Source organism: Bradyrhizobium sp. OK095 (genome assembly GCF_900109945.1).
In the GTDB taxonomy this organism is placed as follows: Bacteria; Pseudomonadota; Alphaproteobacteria; order Rhizobiales; family Xanthobacteraceae; genus Bradyrhizobium.
This window is the reverse complement of record NZ_FOBX01000001.1, coordinates 1,016,604-1,037,675: the sequence shown is the minus strand read 5'-3', so window position 1 is coordinate 1,037,675 and position 21,072 is coordinate 1,016,604. Positions and strand designations below refer to the sequence as shown.

Here is a 21,072-nt window from a genome sequence, read left to right as displayed (position 1 = left end):
ATTGCTTCGCTACGCTCGCAATGACATCCCATAAGCCCGATCGTCACAACCATGTCCCCCACCGAAGAGACTCTCACCCTCTGGCGTCCCGTCGGCCCGCAGGAGCTGGAACTGATCCAGCAATCCGGCATGCGCACGTTTCCGCCGCGCCTGCCGGACCAGCCGATCTTCTATCCGGTGCTGACCGAAGACTACGCCGTCAAGATCGCACGCGACTGGAATGTCCCGGCGAGCGGCGCGGGCTTCGTGACGCGCTTTGAGGTCAGGCGCGACTTCATCGCAAAATACGACGTGCAGGAGGCCGGTGGCCGCTCGCATCTTGAGTACTGGATCCCGGCCGAAGACCTCGATGCGTTCAATGCCGCGATCGTCGGCCTGATCGAAGTCGTCCGCAGCTTCCCTTAGCCGCAATTCCAGACCGCGCCGATCGGCGTCCGCGTCCAGCACGGGCCAAAACTGCCGCCATTGTAGCGGCCACCACCGAAGCCGGGCCGGCCGAAATAGCGCCATTCGCCATCCCAGCCGTAATATTGGGGAACCGGATCGATGTACCAGTGGCGGCGGTCGCTGGGCGACATGCGCCGCATCGCCTCTTTCTGCTTGTAGAGCGGAACGCTGTTGCTCAGCGGCTGACGATAGCCCGGCAGGAAGCCATAGCCATGCCAGGCCTGCTTGGGGCGTTTTTGAATTGACGCAGCGGACGCGATAGCGGGCAGCAGCGACAGGATGACAGCAACGGATAGACACATAAGGCGCGACATGGAGAGACCATAGACAGTCGCTCGCGAGATGGCCATTCAAATCCGGGTGCGAGACTTTTCGCCGCTTCGCATCGCTGGCCTTCCGAGCCGATGACGTCTCCTAGCCGATCACGCCCTTCCTGATCAGGAAGCAGCCATAGCCCCGGCTGTCCCCCACCTGCACCACACCAAAGCTCGCCGCCGCCGCGCGATAAAAATCCGGCCGCGAGAGTTTTCCGGGAGCAACAGTGCGGCCGGCGGCGCGTTCGATTTCCGCCAGCACCGCGCGTTGGACATCAGGCACACGGTCGGCATCGTCGACCGGCGCCATCACGCGCACCGGATCGGGATCGAAATCGTCGAGCGGGTAGACCGACATGATGGCGCGGATGGCGGTCTCCATGCTCATGCCCGGCAGCTGGATCAGGCGCTGCGATGTCGTGCTCTGCGCGATGCGGGTGGCCGGATGATTGGCATCGACGAACACGAGGTCGTCGCCATGGCCCATGGAGGCCAGCAGCCAGAGCAAATCGGGCGTGAGGATCGGATCGATCGATTTCAGCATGTGACGGAATGTCCTCCCAAGCGTCTCTTCCGCTCACCATAGCAGGTTCCAAGCGTGATTCAGATCACGCAGCCTACCATGGTGATCGCCATCACGGACCTCCGCCTCGAACGCGGCCAGGCTTCCTCGCAACCAATCTCGCATCGAGATCAGTGCCAGAGGAGCACGCCATGTTCCGCCTAAAGCCTTTCCTGATGACGGCTAGCCTCGTGGGAAGCCTGTTCGGCTTCGCCTGCGGCCCTGTCTCCGCGCAAGTCGCCCCGGTCCAGCCGGCCCCCACCGCGCTGCAAGGCCCAGAACAGCGGGTTGCGCTGGTGATCGGCAATTCGAACTACCAGAACGCGCCGCAGCTCGCCAATCCCGACAATGATGCCGAGTCGATGGCGCAGTTCTTGAACTCGGCCGGCTTCGAGGTGGTTGCGGCGACCGACCTGACCCAGAACGACATGCTCCGCGTCGTGCAGGACTTTTCCGCAAAAGTCTCCGCGCGCGGTCCGAACACGGTGGCGATGATCTATTACGCCGGCCACGGCGTGCAGCTCGCCGGCGAGAACTATCTGGTTCCGGTCGATGCCAAGGTCTCCAGCCAGACCGAACTCGTCAACAATTCGGTTCGTCTCGTCGACGTGATGTCGACGCTGGAGACGATCCCGAGCCGCATGCGTATCGTCATCCTCGATGCCTGCCGCAACAACCCGTTCCCGAACGTGAATGATGCCGGCCGCGGCCTCGCCATCGTCGATGCCCCGAACGGCTCGATCGTCGGCTACTCGACCGCCCCGGGCGCGGAAGCGCAGGACGGCACCGGCGGCCACAGCCCCTACACCCAGGCCTTCCTGAACGTTGCGCGCGAGCCCAACGTGCCGATCGAGCAGCTGTTCAAGCGCGTGCGCCTCGAAGTGAACCAGACCACCCTCGGCGCGCAGATCCCGTGGGAGAGCTCGTCGCTGACGTCTGACTTCACCTTCTTCGGTGACACCGCCATTGCCGCCAACCGCGCGCCGGTGAATGCGCCCGTCGTGCAGATGGCCTCCAACCTGCCGAGCCGCTCGACCCGGCAGGCCTATGACTACGTCGTGTCCGAGGCTCGGCCGGAGTACTATCAGGAGTTCATCCAGATGTATCCGCACGACCCGCTGTGCGACCACGTCCGCTGGCTGCTGAACAACCTGCTGCTCACGCAGGCCTGGCACAAGGCGGTACTCGCGAACTCGCCGCTCGGCTACAAGAACTTCTACGACAGCTACGGCAACACCCCTTATGCGAAGGTAGCGCTGAACCTCGAGGCGCAGCCGAAGCAAATCCCCCTGATGCAGGCCACCAAGTTCCTGGCGCCACAGAACGTCAATCCGATCTTCAAGATCGGCAATCTCGGCCAGCCCAAATACATGCCGCTGATGCAGCAGGGCAATGGCGGGTCGCAGATGAACGGCAATCTGCCGGTCGTGCAGAAGCCGGTCGACAGCAACGTCATCGGCAAGCTCGGCAATGGCGGCCAGATCGTCAATTTGCCGGCCGGCAACAACCAGCCGAACGGCACGTCGTCGCAAACCCCGGGCAAGATCGTCACCCTGCCTGCGCCGACCAACACCAATGGCGGCATCGGCAAGATCGTGACGCTGCCTGCGACCAACACTACGCCGAACGCCGGCAATGCCAACGGCACTCCTGGCAAGATCGTGAGCATGCCGGTGAATGTCGGCAAGGGTGGCACGACGGTCGATACGAAGCCGGTCGTTCAGACGCAGACCAACCCGATCCGCATCAACAATGGCGCGAAGATCAACAATAACCCGGTGAACAAGGTGCAGGTTCAGAATACCCAGCAGAACAACCGGCCGCAATTCAACGCGACGGGCAATGGCGGCAGCAACAACTTCCGCCAGTCGATGAACCAGTCGCAGGGCAACAATGGCGGCGGCAACAACCACCGCGGCTTCATGCACTGATCGCCACACGCCAAACGACAAAGGGGCAGAGCGGAAACGCTCTGCCCCTTCTTCATGTCAAAAGCTTAGAAACTCAGGCCACCAGCTCGGCAAACAGATCCGCATCGACATTGCCGCCGGAGAGCACGATGACCACGTTCTTGCCGGCGACGTTGAGACGCCCCGCGAGCAACGCGGCGAGGCCGACGGCGCCGCCCGGCTCGACCACGAGCTTCAGCTCGTGGTAGGCGAACGAAACCGCCGCGCCGACTTCCTTGTCCGAGGCGGTCACGCCGCGCGCCAGCAGCTTGCTGTTGATCGCAAAGGTCATCTCACCGGGGATCAGGGCCATGAGCGCATCGCAGATGGTGCGGCCCGCAGGCGCATGCGGCTCACGGTGCCCCGCAGTCAGCGAAATGCTGTGATCGTCGAACGCTTCGGGCTCGGCCACCACGATCTCGGCCAGCGGATAGCGCGCTTTCACGGCGGTCGCGACGCCTGCGATCAGGCCGCCGCCCGAGGCCGGCGCTACCACGATGTCAGGCGAAAGGCCGAGCGTTGCCATGTCCTCGGCGATCTCACGGCCGGCGGTGCCCTGCCCCGCGATCACGAAGGGATCGTCGTAGGGCCTGACCAGAGTCGCGCCGCGCTTCTCGGCGATGCCGCGCGAGATCGCCTCGCGGTCGTCGTTGTAGCGGTCGTACAGCACGACGTCGGCGCCATAGGATTTGGTGCGCTCGCGCTTGGACAGCGGCGCGTCCGCGGGCATCACGATGGTTGCGTGCATGTCGAGGATCTTTGCCGCCGCCGCCACGCCCTGCGCATGATTGCCGGACGAGAACGCGACGACGCCGCCGGCGCGCTTGTCCTGCGGGATCGAGTACACTTTGTTGAAGGCGCCTCGGAACTTGAAGGAGCCGGTGCGCTGGAGCATCTCCGGCTTCAGGAACACTTTTGCACCGACGCGCTCGTTGAGCACGGGAAAGGACAACAGTGGGGTGCGGACGGCGAAGGGCGCGAGCACGCGCGCCGCGGCATCGATATCGGCAGGCCCGATCGGGAGGAGCTGTTCGGTCATTGCCGACTGTACCGCGGCTATCGAGGCCCGGGCAAGACACCCCGGCGTGAGGATTTCTTCCCCTCAGGCGACGAAGCGTGGCTGTTCCGTGCCGTTTCGGCCCGGCAGCACCGCGCCGACCGCCAAAATGCTGTCTATGAAGGCCCTCGCCGAGGCCTCCCAGGTGTAGTTGGAGGCGAACTCCACACAGTCCTGCCGGGAGACGTCGAGCGCCGCGAAGCAGGCGTTGCGCAGGTCGTGATCCAGCGCGCCAACCGGCGCATCGCCGATCACGTCGCGGGGGCCCTTCACCGGGAAGGCCGCAACCGGCAGGCCACTCGCGAGCGCCTCCAGCAGGACCAGACCGAACGTGTCGGTCTTGCTGGGAAACACGAACACGTCGGCGGCAGCATAGATGTCCGCCAGCGCCTCGCCGTGCTTTTCCCCAAGGAAGATCGCATCCGGATAGGCTTCCTCCAGCGCGACACGTGCGGGTCCGTCGCCGACGATCACCTTGGTGCCGGGCAGATCGAGGTCGAGGAACGCCTCGAGATTCTTCTCCACCGCGACGCGGCCGACCGACAGGAACACCGGCGCCGGCAGGCAGAGATCGATGGCGCGGGGATGGAACAAACCGGTGTCGACGCCGCGCGGCCACAGCAGCACATTGTCGAAGCCGCGGTCGGTCAGTTCGCGGGCGAGTGCCGGGGTTGCCGCCAACACGGCGCGGCTGGGCGCATGGAAACGACGCAGCGCCCGCCAGATCAGAGATTCCGGAACCGGCATCCGGGCGCGGACATATTCGGGAAAGCGCGTGTGGAAGCTGCTCGTGAACGGCAGTTTGCGCTGGCGGCAATATCGGCGGACCATCAGGCCGATCGGCCCTTCCGTCGCAATGTGGATGCTGTCCGGGCGTGCTTCTGCGATCAGCTTTGCGATTCGCGCCGGGCGCGGCATCGCCAGCCGCACGTCGCGATAGCTCGGCATCGCAAATGTTGGGAACGATTGCGGCGTCAGGAACGTGAATTCGGCGCCGAGCGCCTCGGCTGCGTCGGCAAGCTTGGTCAGCGTCCGAACCACACCGTTGACTTGCGGGTGCCAGGCGTCGGTCGCGACCAGGATGCGCATCAGGCAGCCCTTGCCGCGACCTGCGGGACTTCCGCAGGCTTCTGCGCGTGATCCGCCCAGGTGATGATCTCGAAATGGCCGTCGTCGTGCTCGACCAGCGCGGTGCAGCTCTCCACCCAGTCGCCGCAATTCATGTAGCGGATGCCGCCCTCGTCACGGATCACGGCGTAGTGAATGTGGCCGCAGATCACGCCGTCGGCGTCATGGCGGCGCGCTTCCGCGGCAAGCGCCTGCTCGAACGCGCCGATATAGTTGACGGCGTTCTTCACCTTCTGCTTGGCCCATTGCGACAGCGACCAATAGGGCACCTTGAACATGCGCCGGAAGAAGTTGACGAAGCGATTCATCTGGATCGCGAAGTCGTAGGCCTTGTCGCCGAGATGCGCGAGCCAGCGCGCGTTCTGCACCACGAGGTCGAAGATGTCGCCGTGGATGACGAGGTAGCGCTTGCCGTCCGCGCTGGTGTGGACGGTGTTCTCGACCACGTCGATGCCGCCGAAATGGGTGCCGTAATAGTTGCGCAGGAATTCGTCGTGATTGCCGGGGATGTAGATGACCTTGGCGCCCTTGCGCGCCTTGCGCAGCAGCTTCTGGACCAGGTCGTTATGCGATTGCGGCCAGTGCCAGCTCGATTTCAGCGCCCAGCCGTCGACGATATCGCCGACGAGATAGATCGTGTCGGCATCATGGAAACGCAGGAAGTCGAGCAGAAGGTCGGCCTGAGAACCGCGGGCTCCGAGATGGACGTCGGAGATAAACAACGTGCGAAAGCGCCGTTCCGGGCTCTCGTCACTCACATCGTAACTTCCCATGCGTCAGCCTGTAACAAATGTCCCGTGACAGGGGGATGACAGATTGAACCCTTGAGGCACCCTCAGATACGAATCAGACCTTGCCTCGCCCTCCCCGCGAATATCAGTCGCATGCGACAATCAGGCGACATGGGGCCGCGGCGGCCTCCGCAAAGCTGCGGAATCGCACGGCCTTGGTGGTTCATGCCGGGATCAGTGGCGCCGCGCGCCGCCGGCGTCAGTAGAACTTGTGGAAATGATGGATCGGCCCGTGGCCGTGACCGACGCTGAAACGGTCGGCGGCCGCAATCGCGGCGCTGATCCAGGCCTTGGCATTGCGCACCGCGTGCTCGAGATCCTCGCCCTTGGCGAGCCCCGCCGCGACCGCCGAGGACAGCGAGCAGCCGGTGCCATGGGTGTTTTGAGTGGCGACGCGCGGCGCGGCGAGCGCGATCGTTTTCCGGGAATCGACGAGATAGTCGGTGCTCTCGGCACCCTCGCCGTGGCCGCCCTTGATCAGGACCGCACGGCAGCCGAGCGCCATCAGCCGCCGCCCCTGGCTCTCGATCTCGGCTTCGCTTCGTGCAATGGGCTCGTCGAGCAGAGCCGCGGCCTCCGGCAGGTTCGGTGTGATCACCGAGGCGAGCGGCATCAGTTTTTTGCGCAACGCTTCGACGGCCTCGGACGCCAGCAGGCGGTCGCCGGAGGTTGCGACCATCACGGGATCGAGCACGATGTGTTGAGGCTTCCAGCGCGACAGCGCGGCCGCGATCGCATCGATGCTGGCAGCCTGCGCCACCATGCCGATCTTCACTGCACCGATGTCGAGATCGGAAAACACGGCATCGATCTGCGCGGTGACGAATTCGGCGGGCACCGCGTGAATGCCGGTCACGCCGCGCGTGTTCTGCGCGGTGAGCGCCGTGATGGCGGAGGCGCCATAGACGCCGAGCGCGGCAAAGGTCTTGAGGTCGGCCTGGATGCCGGCGCCGCCGCTCGAATCCGAGCCCGCAATGGTGAGCGCGACTGCAGTTGTCATCGCCGGAGACATTCGCTTGAGAGGGACACCGCCATGGCCTGTCCTAGCGCGACCACGGAACGCCGGCAAGCCGGACGAATCAGGCGGAGACAATGCGGCGCGGCCTTGTCGTCCCGGAATCGTGCACAGGCTGCAAAATATAAGGGCGATTTAGCTTAGGCCTTGGCGTCCACATCGATGAGTGAGAAGTTAGGTGGTGGAACCGTCCAGCGACACCATGTTGCGGGCCACCCCCGGCCCGCAGCTCTCCCGGGGTGGAATCATGTGGGCCTACTTCGAACGCATCCTCGACTCCTCGATGTTTTCACCGCACGGCATCTGCTTGCTGTGGGAGCCCGAGTTGATCTGGCTCCACGTGGTCTCGGACGCCCTCATCGCGGCCGCCTATTTCTCGATTCCGTTTGCCCTCACGATCCTCGTCACCAAGCGGCGCGACCTCCAGTTCGGCTGGGTCTATTGGGCCTTCGCGATCTTCATCATGGCGTGCGGCCTGACCCATGTGCTGTCGATCTACACCCTCTGGGTCCCGGTCTACGGCATCGAGGGCCTGGTCAAGGCGGCGACGGCGGTTGCATCGATCTTCACGGCCGGGGCGCTCTGGCCGCTGTTGCCGAAGATCCTGACGATCCCCTCCCCGTTCGAGCTCCAGAAGGTCCAGGCCGCGCTCGAGGAGGAGGAGATCAAGAGCCGGGACGCAACGCTGCTGCTCCGGCAGGTCAGAGATGCCCAGCGCGCGACGCGTGAAAGCATGACCCGCCTCACCGCGATCGTCGAGACCGCAGTCGACGGGGTCATCCTGTTCGACGCGCAGGACCGCATCCTGTTGTTCAACCCGGCCTGCGAAAGATTGTTCGGCTACAACGCCAGCGAGGTGATGAACCGCAACGTCAGAATGCTGATGCCCGGCGGAGCGAGCATGTTGCCCGACCGCGACGCCAGGCATTTCGCGACCGGCGGCGAAGCCACGGGCCTGCGCAAGGACGGATCGACCTTTCCGATGGAGCTGTCGGTCGGACAGGCGACGCAGGACGGCGAACTGATCTTCGTCGGAATCATCCACGACCTGACCGCGCGCAAGCTGACCGAGCAGCAGCTCCAGCAGGCACAGAAGATGGAAACGGTCGGCCAGCTCTCCGGCGGCATCGCCCACGACTTCAACAATTTGCTGACCGTCATCATCGGCAATGCCGAGCATCTGAGCGAGCAGCTCAAGGCCCGCCCCGACTTGCGGCAGTTTGCCGACGACATCTGCGAGTCCGGCGAACGCGGCGCGGAGCTGACGCAGCGGCTGCTCGCGTTCAGCCGCCGCCAGTTCCTCCAGCCGCAAGCGATCGATTGCCGCGAGCTGCTCGAATCCATGGTCAAGCTGCTCAAGCGCACCTTGCGCGAGAGCATCGAGATCAGGACGGCCTTCGGGCTCGGCACGGTCCTGGCATTCGCCGACCGCGCCCAGCTCGAATCCGCCGTGCTGAACCTTGCGCTGAACGCACAAGACGCCATGCCATCCGGAGGACATCTGACGCTGAGCACGGAGTTCGCCGCGATCGACGAGGACTATCGCGCTATGCACCCGGAGGTGACGTCCGGCAGCTACGCCCTGATCTCCGTCACCGACGACGGCGAAGGCATGACGCCTGAGGTCGTCGAGCATGCCTTCGAGCCGTTCTTCACGACCAAGGACGTGGGCAAGGGTTCGGGACTCGGGCTCTCGATGGTCTATGGCTTCGCCAAGCAATCCGACGGCCACGTCTCGATCTATAGCGAGCAGGGGCTGGGGACGACGGTCCGGATCTACCTGCCGCGCGCCGGCGCCGGACAATCCTCAGGCGACATGCTGGAGAACGACGAGGCCGCGCCGCGCGGCCACGAGACGATCCTGATCGCGGAGGACGATCCGTTCGTGCGCTCCTCGGTGATCCAGAGGGTGGAGGCGCTCGGCTATCGCGTCGTCGCCGCCGTCAACGGCAAGGAGGCCTTGCAGCGGCTGCGTACCGACCCCGGCATCGACATGCTGTTCACCGACATCATCATGCCCGGCGGCATGAGCGGCTGGGACCTCGCCGAACAGGCCCGGCGGCTTCGCCCCTCGCTGCCGGTCCTGTTCACCTCGGGCTATGCGCTGGAGGCCCTGGTCGAGCAGGGCCGCGCGCAGGCGCAGGCGATCATCCTGACCAAGCCCTACCGCAAGGCCGAGCTGGCGGAGCGGCTCAGGGACGCATTTGCCGCGGCGACCGTGACCTCCTGAGCGCCGGACTGGCGGCCGGCAAGTCCGCTTGCTAAAGCGGGGCAGTTTTGGCCTATTATCCGCCAGCTACGCTTTCGGAGTGACTGCAATGGTTCCCTTTTTCGTCCAGATCAAATGCAAGCTCGGCCAGTCCTACACGGTCGCCAATGCGCTTGCCGAAGCCGAGATCGCCTCCGAGATCTACTCCACCGCCGGCCATTACGATCTGCTGGTGAAGTTCTACGTCGACAACGACACCGACATCGGCCACTTCATCAACGAGAAGGTGCAGGTGCTGCCGGGCATCCAGGACACCCTCACCATCATCACCTTCAAGGCCTTTGGCGCCAGCTGACTGCCCGCCTTTGGCGCAAGCCGCATGGTTGCGCAGCCGGCCGCCTGTGCTAGCGTTCGGCCGTTGAAATTGAACTGAGTACTGCAAGTCATGGCTCTCACGACGTCGGTGCCGCTGCTGATCAGCCAGCAATTTGATAGTGAAGTGGTGCTCGCCAACTATCAGAACGGCGTCTACTACAACCTCGACGGCAGCGCCGCGCAAGTCTGGCTCGGCCTCAAGGCCAACCGAACGGTTGAGGAGATCGGCAGCGCCGTCGCGACCGCGACCGCTGGCGATGTGCCGTCCATCACACAACAGGTGCAGGCCTTCGTCGACAGCATGCTGGCGGAAGGGCTCATCGCCGAAGGCGTAGCCGATGCGCGCAGTGAGGCCTCCATTGAGGCTTGGGCGCCGGTGTTGTCGGGCGCATTCGTCGCCCCGGAATTCCAGCGCTTCGACAATCTGAGGGAGCTGCTGCTGATGGATCCCGTGCATGACGCCGGCGACGAAGGCTGGCCGCTGCGCGAGCCTCATGAAAGCTAGCGGCCTCATCCGGCAGGAGATCGCGGCGATCTTCGCCGAGACGGCGTCGGTGCCAGTCGAAGCGTACGCCCGCTGCGGCCCGTTCGGCATGCACATCGGCTTTGCCTCACAGGATCTGGCCGGCATGTTCCTGCCGGCCTATATCCAGTCCACGCCCAGCACGATCGATCTCGACCTGCGCGTCATAACCGCCGCCCACCATGATCTCTCCGCGCTGGTGCCGGAGGCGGCCGAGAAGCCGCGCCTGCTGATCGAGGACGGCATCTATTCGGTATGGCAGCCCGCCGTCATTCCCGTGCTCTATGCGGTCGATCTCACCGCAAAGCGCGGCATTGCCTGGCTGCCGAAGGGCGACGCGCCGCCCTGGATCCGCAGCCGTCCGGCGATTTCGCTGATCCATGCCATGATGCACGACACGCCCTGGTGCGCCGTCCATGGCGCGGCCGTGGGACACGACGCAGGTTTTACGCTGCTCGCGGGCGAAGGCCACAGCGGCAAGACCACGGCGGCGCTGGCCTGCACCAAGGCCGGCTGGCGCTATGCGGGTGACGACTTTGTCGCGGTCAACAGCGCCACCGGCCAGATCGAGCCGCTGTTCTGCTCGGCGCGCTTGCGCCCTGCCCTCGTCGAGACCTTTCAGAATTTCATCGGCGAAACCACGGCGGTCTCGGATTTCAACGGCGAGCCGCGCCACGAGCTGAGCCTCGCCGGTCTCGGCGACCGCATCGGCGGCGGCAGGCTGCGCGCGACGTTCATCCCGCGTCGGCGTGGCGCGGCGTCTCCCGAGTTTGCGCCGGCAAAACAGTCGGACGCGTTTCGCGCGCTGCTGCCGACCACCGCCTACGAATTGCCGGGATGGCCGAACGAAATCGCCGACAAGGTCGCGAAGATCGCAGGCCTCGCGCCGGTGTTTTTCGTCGACACCGGCACCGCGCCGATGGAGATTCCTGCGGCCTTCGCCCACCAGCTGGAACGGCTGTGAGGCCGCATGCGCGTCTCCGTGGTCATCGCCGCCTACAATTCCGAGGCCTACATCGCCGAGGCGATCGAGAGCGTGCTCGGCCAGACCGTCCCGCCCGATGAGGTCATCGTCATCGATGACGGCTCCACGGACGGCACGCGCGGCATTCTCGATGGCTTCAGTGGTCGCATCGTCGCGCTCAGCCAGGCCAACAGCGGTCAGGCCGTCGCCGTCAACAAGGGCCTGGCACGCGCACGCGGCGAGCTGATCGGCTTCTGCGATGCAGATGACCTCTGGACCCCGCGCAAGCTTGAACTGCAATTGGCGCTGCTCGACCATGACGGCGGCATCGAGGCCGCGTTCGGCAAGGTGCAGCAATTCGTCAGCCCCGATGTGCCGGAACAGCACCGCGCGCGCATCAAGCCCGCCGTCGAGATCATGCCGGGCGAGCTGAAGCAATGCATGCTGATCCACCGCGCTGCGCTCGACCGGGCCGGCCCGTTCGACGAGACGCTGCCGGCGACCTTCTTCATCGCCTGGCTCGGTCACGCCAAGCAGGGCGGGATGAAAACCGCCCATGTCGATGACATCGTCGTCCGGCGCCGACTGCATCTCGGCAATGGCGGCCGCACCAATACGGAGGCTCAAAACCTCCAGACGCTGATGGCGCTGCGCAAGGCGATCAAGGCGCAGCGGCCGCCGGAGTGAACACCGGCACGCCGTTGACCGACACCGACTTCACGAACAATCCGAGCAGGCGATGGTCGATCGAATGGCCGATATCCATCGGACGGCCGGTATCGAGCATGCGCAACGCAACGACGATCTTCCGCTCGCCTGTGCCGACGATCTTCGCCTTCAGCGTCAGCTTGAACGGCATCGGATCGTTGCGCCCCGCAATCATCTGCAACACTTCACCGGTCCCGGTATAGGCCGCAAAGCGAAAGCTTTCCGTGCCCGGCGGCAGGAACGGGATCACGCCTAGCTCGACCTCAGCGAACGTCTGCGCCTGTCCGTCGATCGGCACGTCGATGACCGCGAACTGATGATCAGTCCACCGCCCCTCGTCTTCCGGAATGGAAAACCCCTGCCCGAACCAGACGCCTTTTCCGCGCCGCGGATGCGGCGTATCGGCCGCCTGCTGCCAGACCCGCTTCAGGATCGCGTCCCGAAACAAGGGGAAATGCATGACGCTGGCGTCGAACGCGGCGATGGCCGCGCCCGGCAGCCTCAGCCAATCCAACCCGCGAAACGGCGCCTTGAACTGCGCGCGCAACGCCGCGAAGAAGGCGACCCAGAACTGCTGCCATTGCGTGCGCTGCGCCCGCGGCACGCTGCGCACCGCGATCTCGACGGATTTCCCGGGCGGACCGTAGTGCCACAACTGGCCCACCAGACCATCCGGCACGAGCGCCGGCATCTCCCGCGCGACGACGTCGAGCAATTGCGCCGCGAACAGGCTGCCGTTGTAACGCGTCACGATCGAGCGGAAGCGATCCCAATCGACCTTGTCGCCGTAGTTTTCCAGCACGTGGACGACCTCGAGCGCCCGGAAAACCATCTCCTTCTGATCGGCGGGCTCCGGCCGCATGGCCGCGATCGCCAGCTGCTCGGCAAGACCCGGGATCAACACGTCATGGGTCAGCAGCTTCGCCCGCTCGGCGGTCCTGAACAATTCTTCGGTGAAACCGGTGTCGTCGAGCCAGAAGATCGCGCGCCAATGCAGGTCGATGGCCCGGCTGAAGCCGGCGCGCGACATCGCGACAGCATGGATGTCGCGGTCGAAATCGGACTCCGAGAACAGCTCGACCTTCATGCCATGGCTGCGGAACGAAGCCTGCCGCAGCACCTCGATGGCGCGCTGCGCCTCAACGCGGCGAACCAGGAGATCGTAATCCCCCGTCATGCGCTTCGCCATGTAGCTCTCGTCGCGCGCAAACAGCGCACCGCCCTTGATCAGCAGCGCGGCGATGCCGGCGCTTTCGAGCGCTCGATTGGCCTCGACGAGATCGCGCACCCGCGTCGCGTTCGACAGCCAGACATGCTTGACGACGCCGCGCATCCGCTTGGTATCGGCATCGACAATTCCGGCCCTGTCGACCGTGGCGACGAGCAACGGCATGGTGCGGTAGACGATCTCGTCGGCAGCCTCCAGCGGCTCGGAGGCGCGCCAGTTCCGATAGGCGTCGACAGCGGTCTGCCCCTGTCCGAGAGCGGCCCGAAACAGCGTCAGGAAACGCCCATGGAGCACGGTCGGGAGCTTTGCTGTGCGCGCCATCTCAACCAAACGGTTGAACCGCGAGGCCCACTGCATCCGACCCGGTACAATCACGCGTCGAAACAACAGGCACTACTCGCGCAGAGACCAGACAACCCATCGTGACGCAATTCCAATTCTCAACCGGCAACAAAACATGCGGGCGCGCCCCTTGCGTGTCAATTGGAAAGGGCCTGCGTCAGGCGCCGCCCTCCTTGCGCTTCGGTCGCGGCGGACCGTCCACCGGTGGCAGCGACTTCAGGTAATCCGCCATCGCGGCAAGGTCGTCGTCGGACAATTGCGACGTATTCTTGATCACGCGCGTCATCGCGCCGCCGACGCTGTCGCCGTCGGGCAATTCGCCAGTCTTGAGGAAATAGGCGATATCCTTCACGCTCCACTCGCCAAGGCGCTTCTGCGTGATGTTCGGCACCCATCCCTCGCCTTCCGGATTGGGCCCACCGGCAAAGCACTCGCTCGAGATGATGCCGCCCAGCACATTGCGCGGGCTGTGACATTCGGCGCAATGGCCAAAGCTATTCACGAGATAGGCGCCGCGATTCCATTGCGGCGACTTGCCGCCATCGGCGACGAACGGCTTGCCGTCCAGAAACAGGAATTTCCAGATGCCGACATTGCGCCTTATATTGAACGGAAAGGGCAAATCGTGATCACGCACTTTTCCTGCAACCGCCGGCAGCGTTTTCAGATAGGCAAAGAGATCGAGCACGTCCGCGCGCTTGGCGTGCTGGTAGGAGGTGTAGGGAAAGGCCGGGAAATAATGCTGCCCGCCAGGCGAGACCCCGTGCATGACCGCGTTGACGAAATCGGCCTCGCTCCATTTGCCGATGCCGTAGGTCGGATCTGAGGAGATGTTCGGCGCGTAGAACGTTCCGAACGGCGACTTGATCGCGACCCCGCCGCCGAGCCTGAGACGATCGGGCTGGTCGGGAACGGCATGGCAGGACGCGCAGCCGCCGGCGTTGAAGATCACCTCGCCATTGGCGAGGTCAGGCACATGGGCCGGCCCGGCGTTGACGGCGGCGACCACCGGCGCGCTGAGCCACCAATAGACACCGACAGCGGCAATCGCTGCAAACAGCGCCGCCAGAATTGTTCGTTGCAACATTCGGTCCATCCACGCGTTGGGTCGAGCCTATGACCGATATCCGCGCGGCTCCAGCCACGAAGAATTTAGGCAATCCCCCGCGGTAACGGGAATAAACTGAAACGGCGGCTGTTGGAAGTTTGGCAGCTCAACCAGGCCACCAGGGAGAATGTTATGAACAAAACCGTCATCGCCGTATTCGCGCTCGGCGCCGTTGCCTTTACCGGCTCGGCCAGCGCCGAAAAGCTGAAAGCAACGCTCGACGCCAAGTCCGAGGTGCCGGCAACCACCAGCAGCGGCACGGGAACGGCCGATCTGGACTATGACGCCGCCAGCAAGAAATTGTCCTGGAAGCTCAGCTATTCCGGCCTGTCCGGCCCCGCCACCGCGGCCCATTTCCACGGCCCGGCCGAGACCGGCAAGAACGCCGGCGTCGCGGTCCCAATTCCGGGCGCCGCCAACAGCCCGGTCGAGGGCTCGGCAACGCTCACCGACGCGCAGGCCTCCGACCTGCTCGCCGGCAAGCTCTACGTCAACATTCACACCGCGGCCAATCCGGGCGGCGAGATCCGCGGTCAGGTGACGAAGTAGGCGAAAACGCCGCTTCGTCTCGGAAAGGCCGGACGCGAGTCCGGTCTTTTCGATTCCCCATGTCTCAGGCGGGACGCTTCCGCACTGCGACCTGATGGCTCTTCAGAATCACTTCGGCATCGCCGTGCCAGGCGAGGAACGTGTCGACGGCAGGCGCAACCCGTTCGGCGTCGGGATTGTCGGGCTTCCACGTGTAGTCGTCCATCAGCATCACGCCGCCAACGCGCAGCAGGCGCCAGGCGCCGAGGCAATCGATCATCACGTCGTCGCGCTGATGGCTGCCGTCGACATAGATGAAATCGAACACCGCGTTCTCTTCGCGCAAGCTACCGAGCGCCTTGATCGAGGTGCCCACGATCTTGCGAAGGCGCGGACCATAGGCGGCAAGATTACGGTCGAAGCGCTCGCCGTCCTCCTCCGGGAAGAGGTCCACGCAGGTCAGATGCGCACCGGCGAAGAACGCGAGCCAGAACAGTGCGGATCGCCCCTCCTTGGAGCCGATCTCCAGCACTCGGGACGTCGTATCGCGCATATCGCTGAAGAGCGTACTCCAGACCATCGTGCGCCCCGCCACATAGTCGCGCCGAAACTCCTTGCCCGCAAAGATGTGAGCGTAGGGGTCCTGGGCCCGCGCCAGCGCGACAACCCGCGCGCGAAGCTGCGTCAATCGGGATGACCCGCTCATGAGAGGCGGGACCTTGGCTGTGCGACGACGCCCACCATTGTGCCATCGACCTGACTCTTTATGATCGCCTCCAGAGCAAAGGGACGCAACATGACCACTCCCAACGAGATTTATCCCGCCTTCCCTGGCAAATTATCGCACCAAGGGGCCTGCCGGAAGCCTGCTCATGCACCATCGCATATTCTGGCGGCCGTGGCCGTTGCCGCAACGGTTCTTTCGTTCTCAGGACCAGTCGTCGCGCAATCCGACATGGAAAGACAGGCTCAATGCGAGCTGTCCGCCATCCGCGACACGCGATCGCCGCTTGCGGTCCAGTATATCCGCTCGGCCTGCAATTGGCTGGTCGTCAACGGGGATTCCCTGCTGAACGCATCCAGCAAGGGTTATTATGTTTGCCTCGTGCGGCAGCTCTCGGGTGCACAGAGCAACGAGGCTGCCGCAGCGATCATGTCGGCGTGCCGCGCGTCCAATCCGCTGTGAAGCGCGCTCAAGCCGCGTTCAGCGCCTGGGCGAGATCCGCGATCAAATCCGACGGGTTCTCGATGCCGATCGACAGCCGGATCGTGGAATCGAGCACGCCGATTTTCTGGCGGATGTCGGCGGGAACGCCGGAATGGGTCATGGTGGCAGGCAGGCTCGCAAGCGATTCCGTTCCGCCAAGGCTCACCGCCAGCTTGAGGATTTGCAGCGCGTTGAGGAATTTCACGGCCGCCGCCTTGCCGCCGACGATGTCGAACGAGAACGTCGATCCCGCCCCCAGGCATTGCCGCGCGAACACGCGGCCGGCGGGCGAGGCGTCCTCGTGATGGCCGAGATAGTGGACCTTGGCCACCTTGGGGTGGTCGCGCAGATAGTCCGCGACGAGGCGCGCATTCGCATCGGCCTTTTCCATGCGCAGGCTCAGCGTCTCGAGCGAGCGGTTGATCATCCAGCAGGAATGCGGATCGAGCTGGGTGCCGATGGCGCCGCGGAGCTGCTTGATGCCCTTCATGATTGCCTTCGCGCCGAGCGCAGCGCCTGCAATCAGGTCGGAATGGCCGCCGACATACTTTGTCAGCGAATACAGCGAAATATCCGCGCCGTGCTCGATCGGCCGCTGAAACACGGGACCAAGCAGCGTATTGTCGCAGGCGATGATCGGCGTGTGCCCCTGGGCCTTTCCGATTGAATCGGCAATACGGCGGATCATCGCGATGTCGACCAGGCCATTGGTCGGGTTGGCCGGGGTTTCGATCAGGATCATCGAGACCCGGCCCTTGCGCATCGCCTCCTCCGCGGCCTGACTGACCGCCGCTTCATCAATGCCGTCGGCGAATCCGACGGCGCCGATCGACAGGCGCGCAAGCGTGTTCGTCAGCAGGGTTTCCGTGCCGCCATAGAGCGGCTGTGAATGCAGGATGACATCGCCGGGGCGGACGAAAGCCAGGATCGTGGTCGAGATCGCCGCCATGCCGGACGAGAACAGCGCGCAGCTCTCGGTGCGCTCGTAGATCGCGAGCCTGTCCTCGACGATCTCGCTGTTGGGATGGTTGAAGCGCGAATAGACGAGCCCCGCGCCCATCCCTTCCGGCGGCTCGCGCCGGCCGGCGACGAAATCGAAAAAGTCCTGCCCGTCCTCGGCCGTCTTGAACACGAAGGTCGAGGTCAGGAACACCGGCGGCTTGATGGCGCCTTCCGACAGTTGCGGGTCATAGCCATAGGTCAGCATCAGGGTTTCCGGATGCAGCATATGGTTGCCGATGTGGGTTTTTGACGGGAACGGTTTTGCCATGGCCTGTCTCGCTGTTCCTGATTCAGTGCCCGCGGCGCTGGGTCCGACAGCTCACATCAACGTCGCCGCGGTTGGCGTGAAGATAGCTGCTCCAACGGCAATCCGTCAGGGCTTGCGGGCAGAATTTCCTGCGGCGCAGCGTTGCGACTCGCGGCCATGGTCGCGCAACAAAAAAGGCGGCTGCTCTCGCAGCCGCCCTTTCCGAATTCCCTGTAGCCCGGATTGCGCTTCGCGCAAACCGGGCTACAAAAACCTCAGCCGTTCTTCACGCGGAACGTCTCGTGGCAGCCGCCGCATTCCTTGCCGATTGCGGGGAAAGTCGCCTTGAGCGAGTCCAGATCCTTGATCTTGCCCTTGGCCTCGCTGACGACCTTGCCGAAACCTGCGGCCTTGGCGTCGAAACCGGCCTTGTCCTCCCAGATCTTCGGCGAGGCGCTGTAGTCGCCCTCGGGCTTCATGCCCTTGGCGCTGGCCGGAAACAGGTTCGGCAGCTTTTTGGAGGTCTCCTCGAACTGCGCCAGGGCCGTATCGACGGTGGCCTGGTCGTAAGGCTTCTCGCCCTTGACTATCGCCGCCACCGCGCCGGCATTCTTGCCGTTGCCCTTCATCAGGGTCTGGACCTCCTTGACGGAGTCCTGCTGTGCCCAAACCGCGCCCATGCCGAGCAGCAGCGCGCCCCCAACAACCAAAACTCGCTTCATTCGCAAAATCCCTTTCCCTGAGACAGGATCGTGCTGACCCCACAATGGGGCCAACACCACGTGGCCAATTTCATTCCATGAAAGATTGTCACAGGCTGTGACGGCGATGGTGCTCGTTGATGGCGATCCACACCCGCTCGGGCGTCGCCGGCATGTCGATGTGGTCGATCTTGTATTCGCGCCAGAGCCCGTCGACGATGGCGTTGACGACGGCCGGACAGGAGCCGATCGCACCGGCCTCGCCCGCCCCCTTCACGCCCAGCGGATTGGTCGTGCAGGGAATGTTGTTGGTCTCGAACACGAAGTCCGGCCCGTCCGCTGCGCGCGGCAGCGCGTAATCCATGAAGGTCGCGGTGATGAGCTGGCCGTCACTGGCGCCATAGACCACCTGCTCCATCAACGCCTGGCCGATACCCTGCATGGCGCCGCCATGCACTTGCCCTGCGAGCAGCAGCGGATTGAGCGTCTTGCCGAAATCATCGACGATGACGTAGTTCACGATTTTGATGATGCCGGTCGCGGGATCAATCTCGACCTCCGCGACATGGGTGCCGTTGGGATAGGTGCCGTCGGCGCTGGCGAAGGTCGCACTCGCATTCAGCTTCGACGGATCGGCGCCGGGCCGCTTGGCGAGATCGGCGAACGAGATCGAACGGTCGGTGCCGGCGATGCGCACGATGCCGTCGGTGATCTCGAGGTCACCGGCGCTGGCCTCCAGCGCCTGCGCCGCGATCGCCTTCAGCTTCTCGCCGAGCTCACGCGTGGCGCGCTCGACGCTAACGCCGCCTGAGGGGATCGAGGCCGAGCCGCCGGTGCCAAGGCCCGTGGCAATCATGTCAGTATCGCCCTGGTGGACGTGCACGCGCTCAGGTGCAACGCCGAACTGCTCGGCGACGATCTGCGCATAGGCGGTCTGGTGGCCCTGCCCGCTCGACTGCGTGCCGATCAGAACGGTGATATCGCCATTGGGATCCATCCGCACATTGGCGGTCTCCTCACCCATGGTGCCGCAGACCTCGACATAGCTCGCCAGCCCAATGCCCCGGATCAGGCCGTTCTTCTTGGCGAGTTTTGCGCGCTTGGAAAACTCCTTCCAGTCGCCGATCTCCATCGCGCGCTTGAGATGCGCGGCGAAGTCGCCGGAATCGTAGACCTTGCCCGTGGCCGTCTTGTAGGGCAGCGCCTTCGGCTGGATGAAATTCTTGCGACGGATGGCGTCCGGCGTCATGTCGAGTTTTCGCGCGCAGGCATCGACGAGCCGCTCGATGACATAGGCGGCCTCGGGCCGGCCTGCGCCACGATAGGCGTCCACCGGCACGCTGTTGGTGAAGATGGTGCGCACGCGACAGTGGAAGGCCTGGATGTCGTAGAGGCCCGGCAGCATGCCGGCGCCCCCGTGGGGAATGTAGGGCCCGAAGGTCGAGAGATAGGCGCCCATGTCGCCCATCAGGTCGCAATCCATCGCGAGGAATTTGCCGTCTTCAGTCAGCGCCATCTTGGCGGTGGTGACGTTGTCGCGGCCCTGCGCGTCGCCCATGAAATGCTCGGTGCGGTCGGCCGCCCATTTCACCGCTTTTTTCAGCTTGCGCGCTGCGACCGCCACCAAGGCGTATTCGCGGTACGGAAACAGCTTCGTGCCAAAGCCGCCGCCGACATCGGGGCAGATCACCCGCATCTTCTCGGTCGGGATGTTCAGCACGTTCTGACAGAGGATGTCGCGCAGGCGGTGGCTGCCCTGGCTGCCAATTGTCAGCGTGAGGTGATCGTTCTTGGCATCGTATTCGCAGACCGCCCCGCGCGTCTCCATGAAGCTCGCGACCACGCGCGGATTGACGATGGCGATCTCGGCGACCGCATGCGCCTTGGCAAACGCAGCCTCAGTCGCGGCCTTGTCGCCGATCGAGACGTCGAACAGGACATTGCCGGCCTTGTCGGGCCAGACTTGCGGCGCGCCCTTCTTCACGGCGTTGACGACGCCGGTCACCGCCGGCAGCGGGCTCCATTTGACCTCGATCGCCTCGATCGCGTCGCGGGCCTGGTCGATGGTCTCGGCGACCACGAAGGCGATGGAATCGCCGACGTGACGCACCTCATCCTTGGCGAGGATCGGGTAAGGAGGCCCCTTGAACGGGTCGGTCTCGAGATTGAACAGGCACGGCAGATCGCCGAGACCGGCGATTTCGGTCGCGGTCAGAATCAACGCGACGCCGGGAAGGGTGCGGGCACGGCTCGCATCGATGGTGAATTTGGCATGCGCGTGCGGCGAGCGCAGCATCAGGCAGCGGAGCACGGCCTGCGGCGCGTAATCGTCGGTATAGCGGCCCTTGCCGCGGATGAGCGCGTCATCCTCCTTGCGCAGCACGCTTTGGCCAACGCCGAACTTGATGGGAGCCGCCATTTTCTTGTCCCGTCCTATGGTTGTTTTGCCAGCATATTGCCGTGGAAAAAGTGGCAAGGCAAACGGGTTTAGGCGGGCACAAGGGTCGCAGGGCGGGAAAAGCGCCGTTCATCCTCCGTCGCGGAATTGCCGGAGTTCGCTGGTTTCGCTATGGAGGTTGACGATCCTGCGCATCTCCGCGACGGGCTCACAACAACCTCGTCACAGCCGTAACGAGCACGTTGATCATGCCCTCAGCCGTCCGCCCA

21 protein-coding genes are annotated in these 21,072 nt (G+C 64.4%); 9 read left to right on the top strand and 12 right to left on the bottom strand.

The window, feature by feature from the left end; all coding sequences use genetic code 11:
- The first annotated feature begins 51 nt into the window (after positions 1 to 51).
- Positions 52 to 405 (top strand): ADP-ribosylation/crystallin J1, encoded by a 354-nt coding sequence (locus BMW89_RS04890; protein WP_092023180.1) that lies wholly within the window; start codon positions 52 to 54, stop codon positions 403 to 405.
- On the opposite strand, the gene BMW89_RS04885 is transcribed toward BMW89_RS04890, so the two are convergent.
- Together BMW89_RS04885 and BMW89_RS04880 are read right to left on the bottom strand one after the other, a co-directional pair.
- Complete coding sequence (locus tag BMW89_RS04885; protein WP_177195819.1) at positions 402 to 761, bottom strand: hypothetical protein; 360 nt, start codon at positions 759 to 761, stop codon at positions 402 to 404. The genes BMW89_RS04890 and BMW89_RS04885 overlap by 4 nt on opposite strands.
- Positions 762 to 861: 100 nt before the next feature.
- Entirely contained in the window at positions 862 to 1,305 is a 444-nt protein-coding gene (locus BMW89_RS04880; RefSeq protein ID WP_092023176.1) for an RbsD/FucU family protein, read from the bottom strand.
- A gap of 170 nt (positions 1,306 to 1,475) precedes the next feature.
- Between BMW89_RS04880 and BMW89_RS04875 the strand changes: the two genes are divergently transcribed.
- The gene (locus BMW89_RS04875; RefSeq protein WP_177195818.1) at positions 1,476 to 3,254 is read left to right on the top strand and encodes a caspase family protein; all 1,779 of its coding nucleotides are present in this window, start codon (positions 1,476 to 1,478) and stop codon (positions 3,252 to 3,254) included.
- Positions 3,255 to 3,327: 73 nt separating this feature from the next.
- On the opposite strand, the gene BMW89_RS04870 is transcribed toward BMW89_RS04875, so the two are convergent.
- The 4 genes from BMW89_RS04870 to thiD all read right to left on the bottom strand — a co-directional run bounded on the left by BMW89_RS04870 (position 3,328) and on the right by thiD (position 7,248).
- Positions 3,328 to 4,311, bottom strand: a complete 984-nt coding sequence (locus BMW89_RS04870; protein WP_177195817.1) for a threonine/serine dehydratase family protein — start codon at positions 4,309 to 4,311, stop codon at positions 3,328 to 3,330.
- A 63-nt stretch (positions 4,312 to 4,374) separates the two neighbouring features.
- Positions 4,375 to 5,418: a glycosyltransferase family 4 protein gene (locus tag BMW89_RS04865; RefSeq protein ID WP_092023170.1), complete on the bottom strand. Its 1,044-nt coding sequence runs from the start codon at positions 5,416 to 5,418 to the stop codon at positions 4,375 to 4,377.
- The gene (locus BMW89_RS04860) at positions 5,418 to 6,230 is read right to left on the bottom strand and encodes a UDP-2,3-diacylglucosamine diphosphatase (RefSeq protein ID WP_092023168.1); all 813 of its coding nucleotides are present in this window, start codon (positions 6,228 to 6,230) and stop codon (positions 5,418 to 5,420) included. Before BMW89_RS04860 ends, BMW89_RS04865 begins: the two co-directional genes overlap by 1 nt.
- A 217-nt stretch (positions 6,231 to 6,447) precedes the next feature.
- On the bottom strand, positions 6,448 to 7,248 hold the full coding sequence (gene thiD, locus BMW89_RS04855; RefSeq protein WP_092023166.1) for a bifunctional hydroxymethylpyrimidine kinase/phosphomethylpyrimidine kinase: 801 nt from the start codon (positions 7,246 to 7,248) through the stop codon (positions 6,448 to 6,450).
- Between the two features lie 193 nt (positions 7,249 to 7,441).
- Here thiD and BMW89_RS04850 point away from each other — a divergent pair, with 193 nt between their 5' ends.
- The 5 genes from BMW89_RS04850 (at position 7,442) to BMW89_RS04830 (ending at position 12,021) form a co-directional block, all read left to right on the top strand.
- Positions 7,442 to 9,493 carry a hybrid sensor histidine kinase/response regulator gene (locus BMW89_RS04850; protein WP_244547522.1) on the top strand — a complete coding sequence of 684 codons (2,052 nt, stop codon included), beginning with the start codon at positions 7,442 to 7,444 and terminating at the stop codon, positions 9,491 to 9,493.
- Positions 9,494 to 9,581: 88 nt separating this feature from the next.
- Complete coding sequence (locus tag BMW89_RS04845; protein WP_045008738.1) at positions 9,582 to 9,827, top strand: Lrp/AsnC ligand binding domain-containing protein; 246 nt, start codon at positions 9,582 to 9,584, stop codon at positions 9,825 to 9,827.
- A gap of 108 nt (positions 9,828 to 9,935) precedes the next feature.
- The gene (locus BMW89_RS04840) at positions 9,936 to 10,352 is read left to right on the top strand and encodes a PqqD family protein (protein WP_244547521.1); all 417 of its coding nucleotides are present in this window, start codon (positions 9,936 to 9,938) and stop codon (positions 10,350 to 10,352) included.
- Complete coding sequence (locus BMW89_RS04835; RefSeq protein ID WP_092023427.1) at positions 10,342 to 11,334, top strand: hypothetical protein; 993 nt, start codon at positions 10,342 to 10,344, stop codon at positions 11,332 to 11,334. The genes BMW89_RS04840 and BMW89_RS04835 overlap by 11 nt, the downstream gene beginning before the upstream one ends.
- A 6-nt stretch (positions 11,335 to 11,340) precedes the next feature.
- Complete coding sequence (locus BMW89_RS04830; RefSeq protein WP_092023160.1) at positions 11,341 to 12,021, top strand: glycosyltransferase family 2 protein; 681 nt, start codon at positions 11,341 to 11,343, stop codon at positions 12,019 to 12,021.
- Here the strand turns inward: BMW89_RS04830 and BMW89_RS04825 are convergent.
- Entirely contained in the window at positions 11,996 to 13,591 is a 1,596-nt protein-coding gene (locus BMW89_RS04825; protein WP_244547520.1) for a nucleotidyltransferase family protein, read from the bottom strand. The two genes, BMW89_RS04830 and BMW89_RS04825, sit on opposite strands and share 26 nt — an antisense overlap.
- 178 nt (positions 13,592 to 13,769) lie before the next feature.
- Positions 13,770 to 14,699: a cytochrome c gene (locus BMW89_RS04820; protein WP_092023425.1), complete on the bottom strand. Its 930-nt coding sequence runs from the start codon at positions 14,697 to 14,699 to the stop codon at positions 13,770 to 13,772.
- Between the two features lie 153 nt (positions 14,700 to 14,852).
- On the opposite strand from BMW89_RS04820, the gene BMW89_RS04815 reads away from it, so the two are divergent.
- A complete protein-coding gene (locus BMW89_RS04815) occupies positions 14,853 to 15,269 on the top strand; it encodes a CHRD domain-containing protein (protein ID WP_092023157.1) in 417 nt (138 codons plus the stop codon).
- 64 nt (positions 15,270 to 15,333) lie between these two features.
- On the opposite strand, the gene BMW89_RS04810 is transcribed toward BMW89_RS04815, so the two are convergent.
- On the bottom strand, positions 15,334 to 15,954 hold the full coding sequence (locus BMW89_RS04810; RefSeq protein WP_092023155.1) for a class I SAM-dependent methyltransferase: 621 nt from the start codon (positions 15,952 to 15,954) through the stop codon (positions 15,334 to 15,336).
- A 60-nt stretch (positions 15,955 to 16,014) separates the two neighbouring features.
- On the opposite strand from BMW89_RS04810, the gene BMW89_RS38550 reads away from it, so the two are divergent.
- Positions 16,015 to 16,434 carry a VF_A0006 family four-cysteine protein gene (locus tag BMW89_RS38550; RefSeq protein WP_349516527.1) on the top strand — a complete coding sequence of 140 codons (420 nt, stop codon included), beginning with the start codon at positions 16,015 to 16,017 and terminating at the stop codon, positions 16,432 to 16,434.
- A gap of 7 nt (positions 16,435 to 16,441) precedes the next feature.
- Here the strand turns inward: BMW89_RS38550 and BMW89_RS04800 are convergent, their stop codons facing one another.
- The 3 genes from BMW89_RS04800 to BMW89_RS04790 form a co-directional block, all read right to left on the bottom strand.
- Positions 16,442 to 17,725, bottom strand: coding sequence for a cystathionine gamma-synthase family protein (locus BMW89_RS04800; protein ID WP_092023153.1), 1,284 nt, complete (start codon positions 17,723 to 17,725; stop codon positions 16,442 to 16,444).
- Positions 17,726 to 17,979: 254 nt separating this feature from the next.
- The gene (locus BMW89_RS04795; protein ID WP_092023151.1) at positions 17,980 to 18,426 is read right to left on the bottom strand and encodes a c-type cytochrome; all 447 of its coding nucleotides are present in this window, start codon (positions 18,424 to 18,426) and stop codon (positions 17,980 to 17,982) included.
- Positions 18,427 to 18,514: 88 nt separating this feature from the next.
- Positions 18,515 to 20,824, bottom strand: coding sequence for a xanthine dehydrogenase family protein molybdopterin-binding subunit (locus tag BMW89_RS04790; protein WP_092023149.1), 2,310 nt, complete (start codon positions 20,822 to 20,824; stop codon positions 18,515 to 18,517).
- Positions 20,825 to 21,072 lie beyond the last annotated feature (248 nt).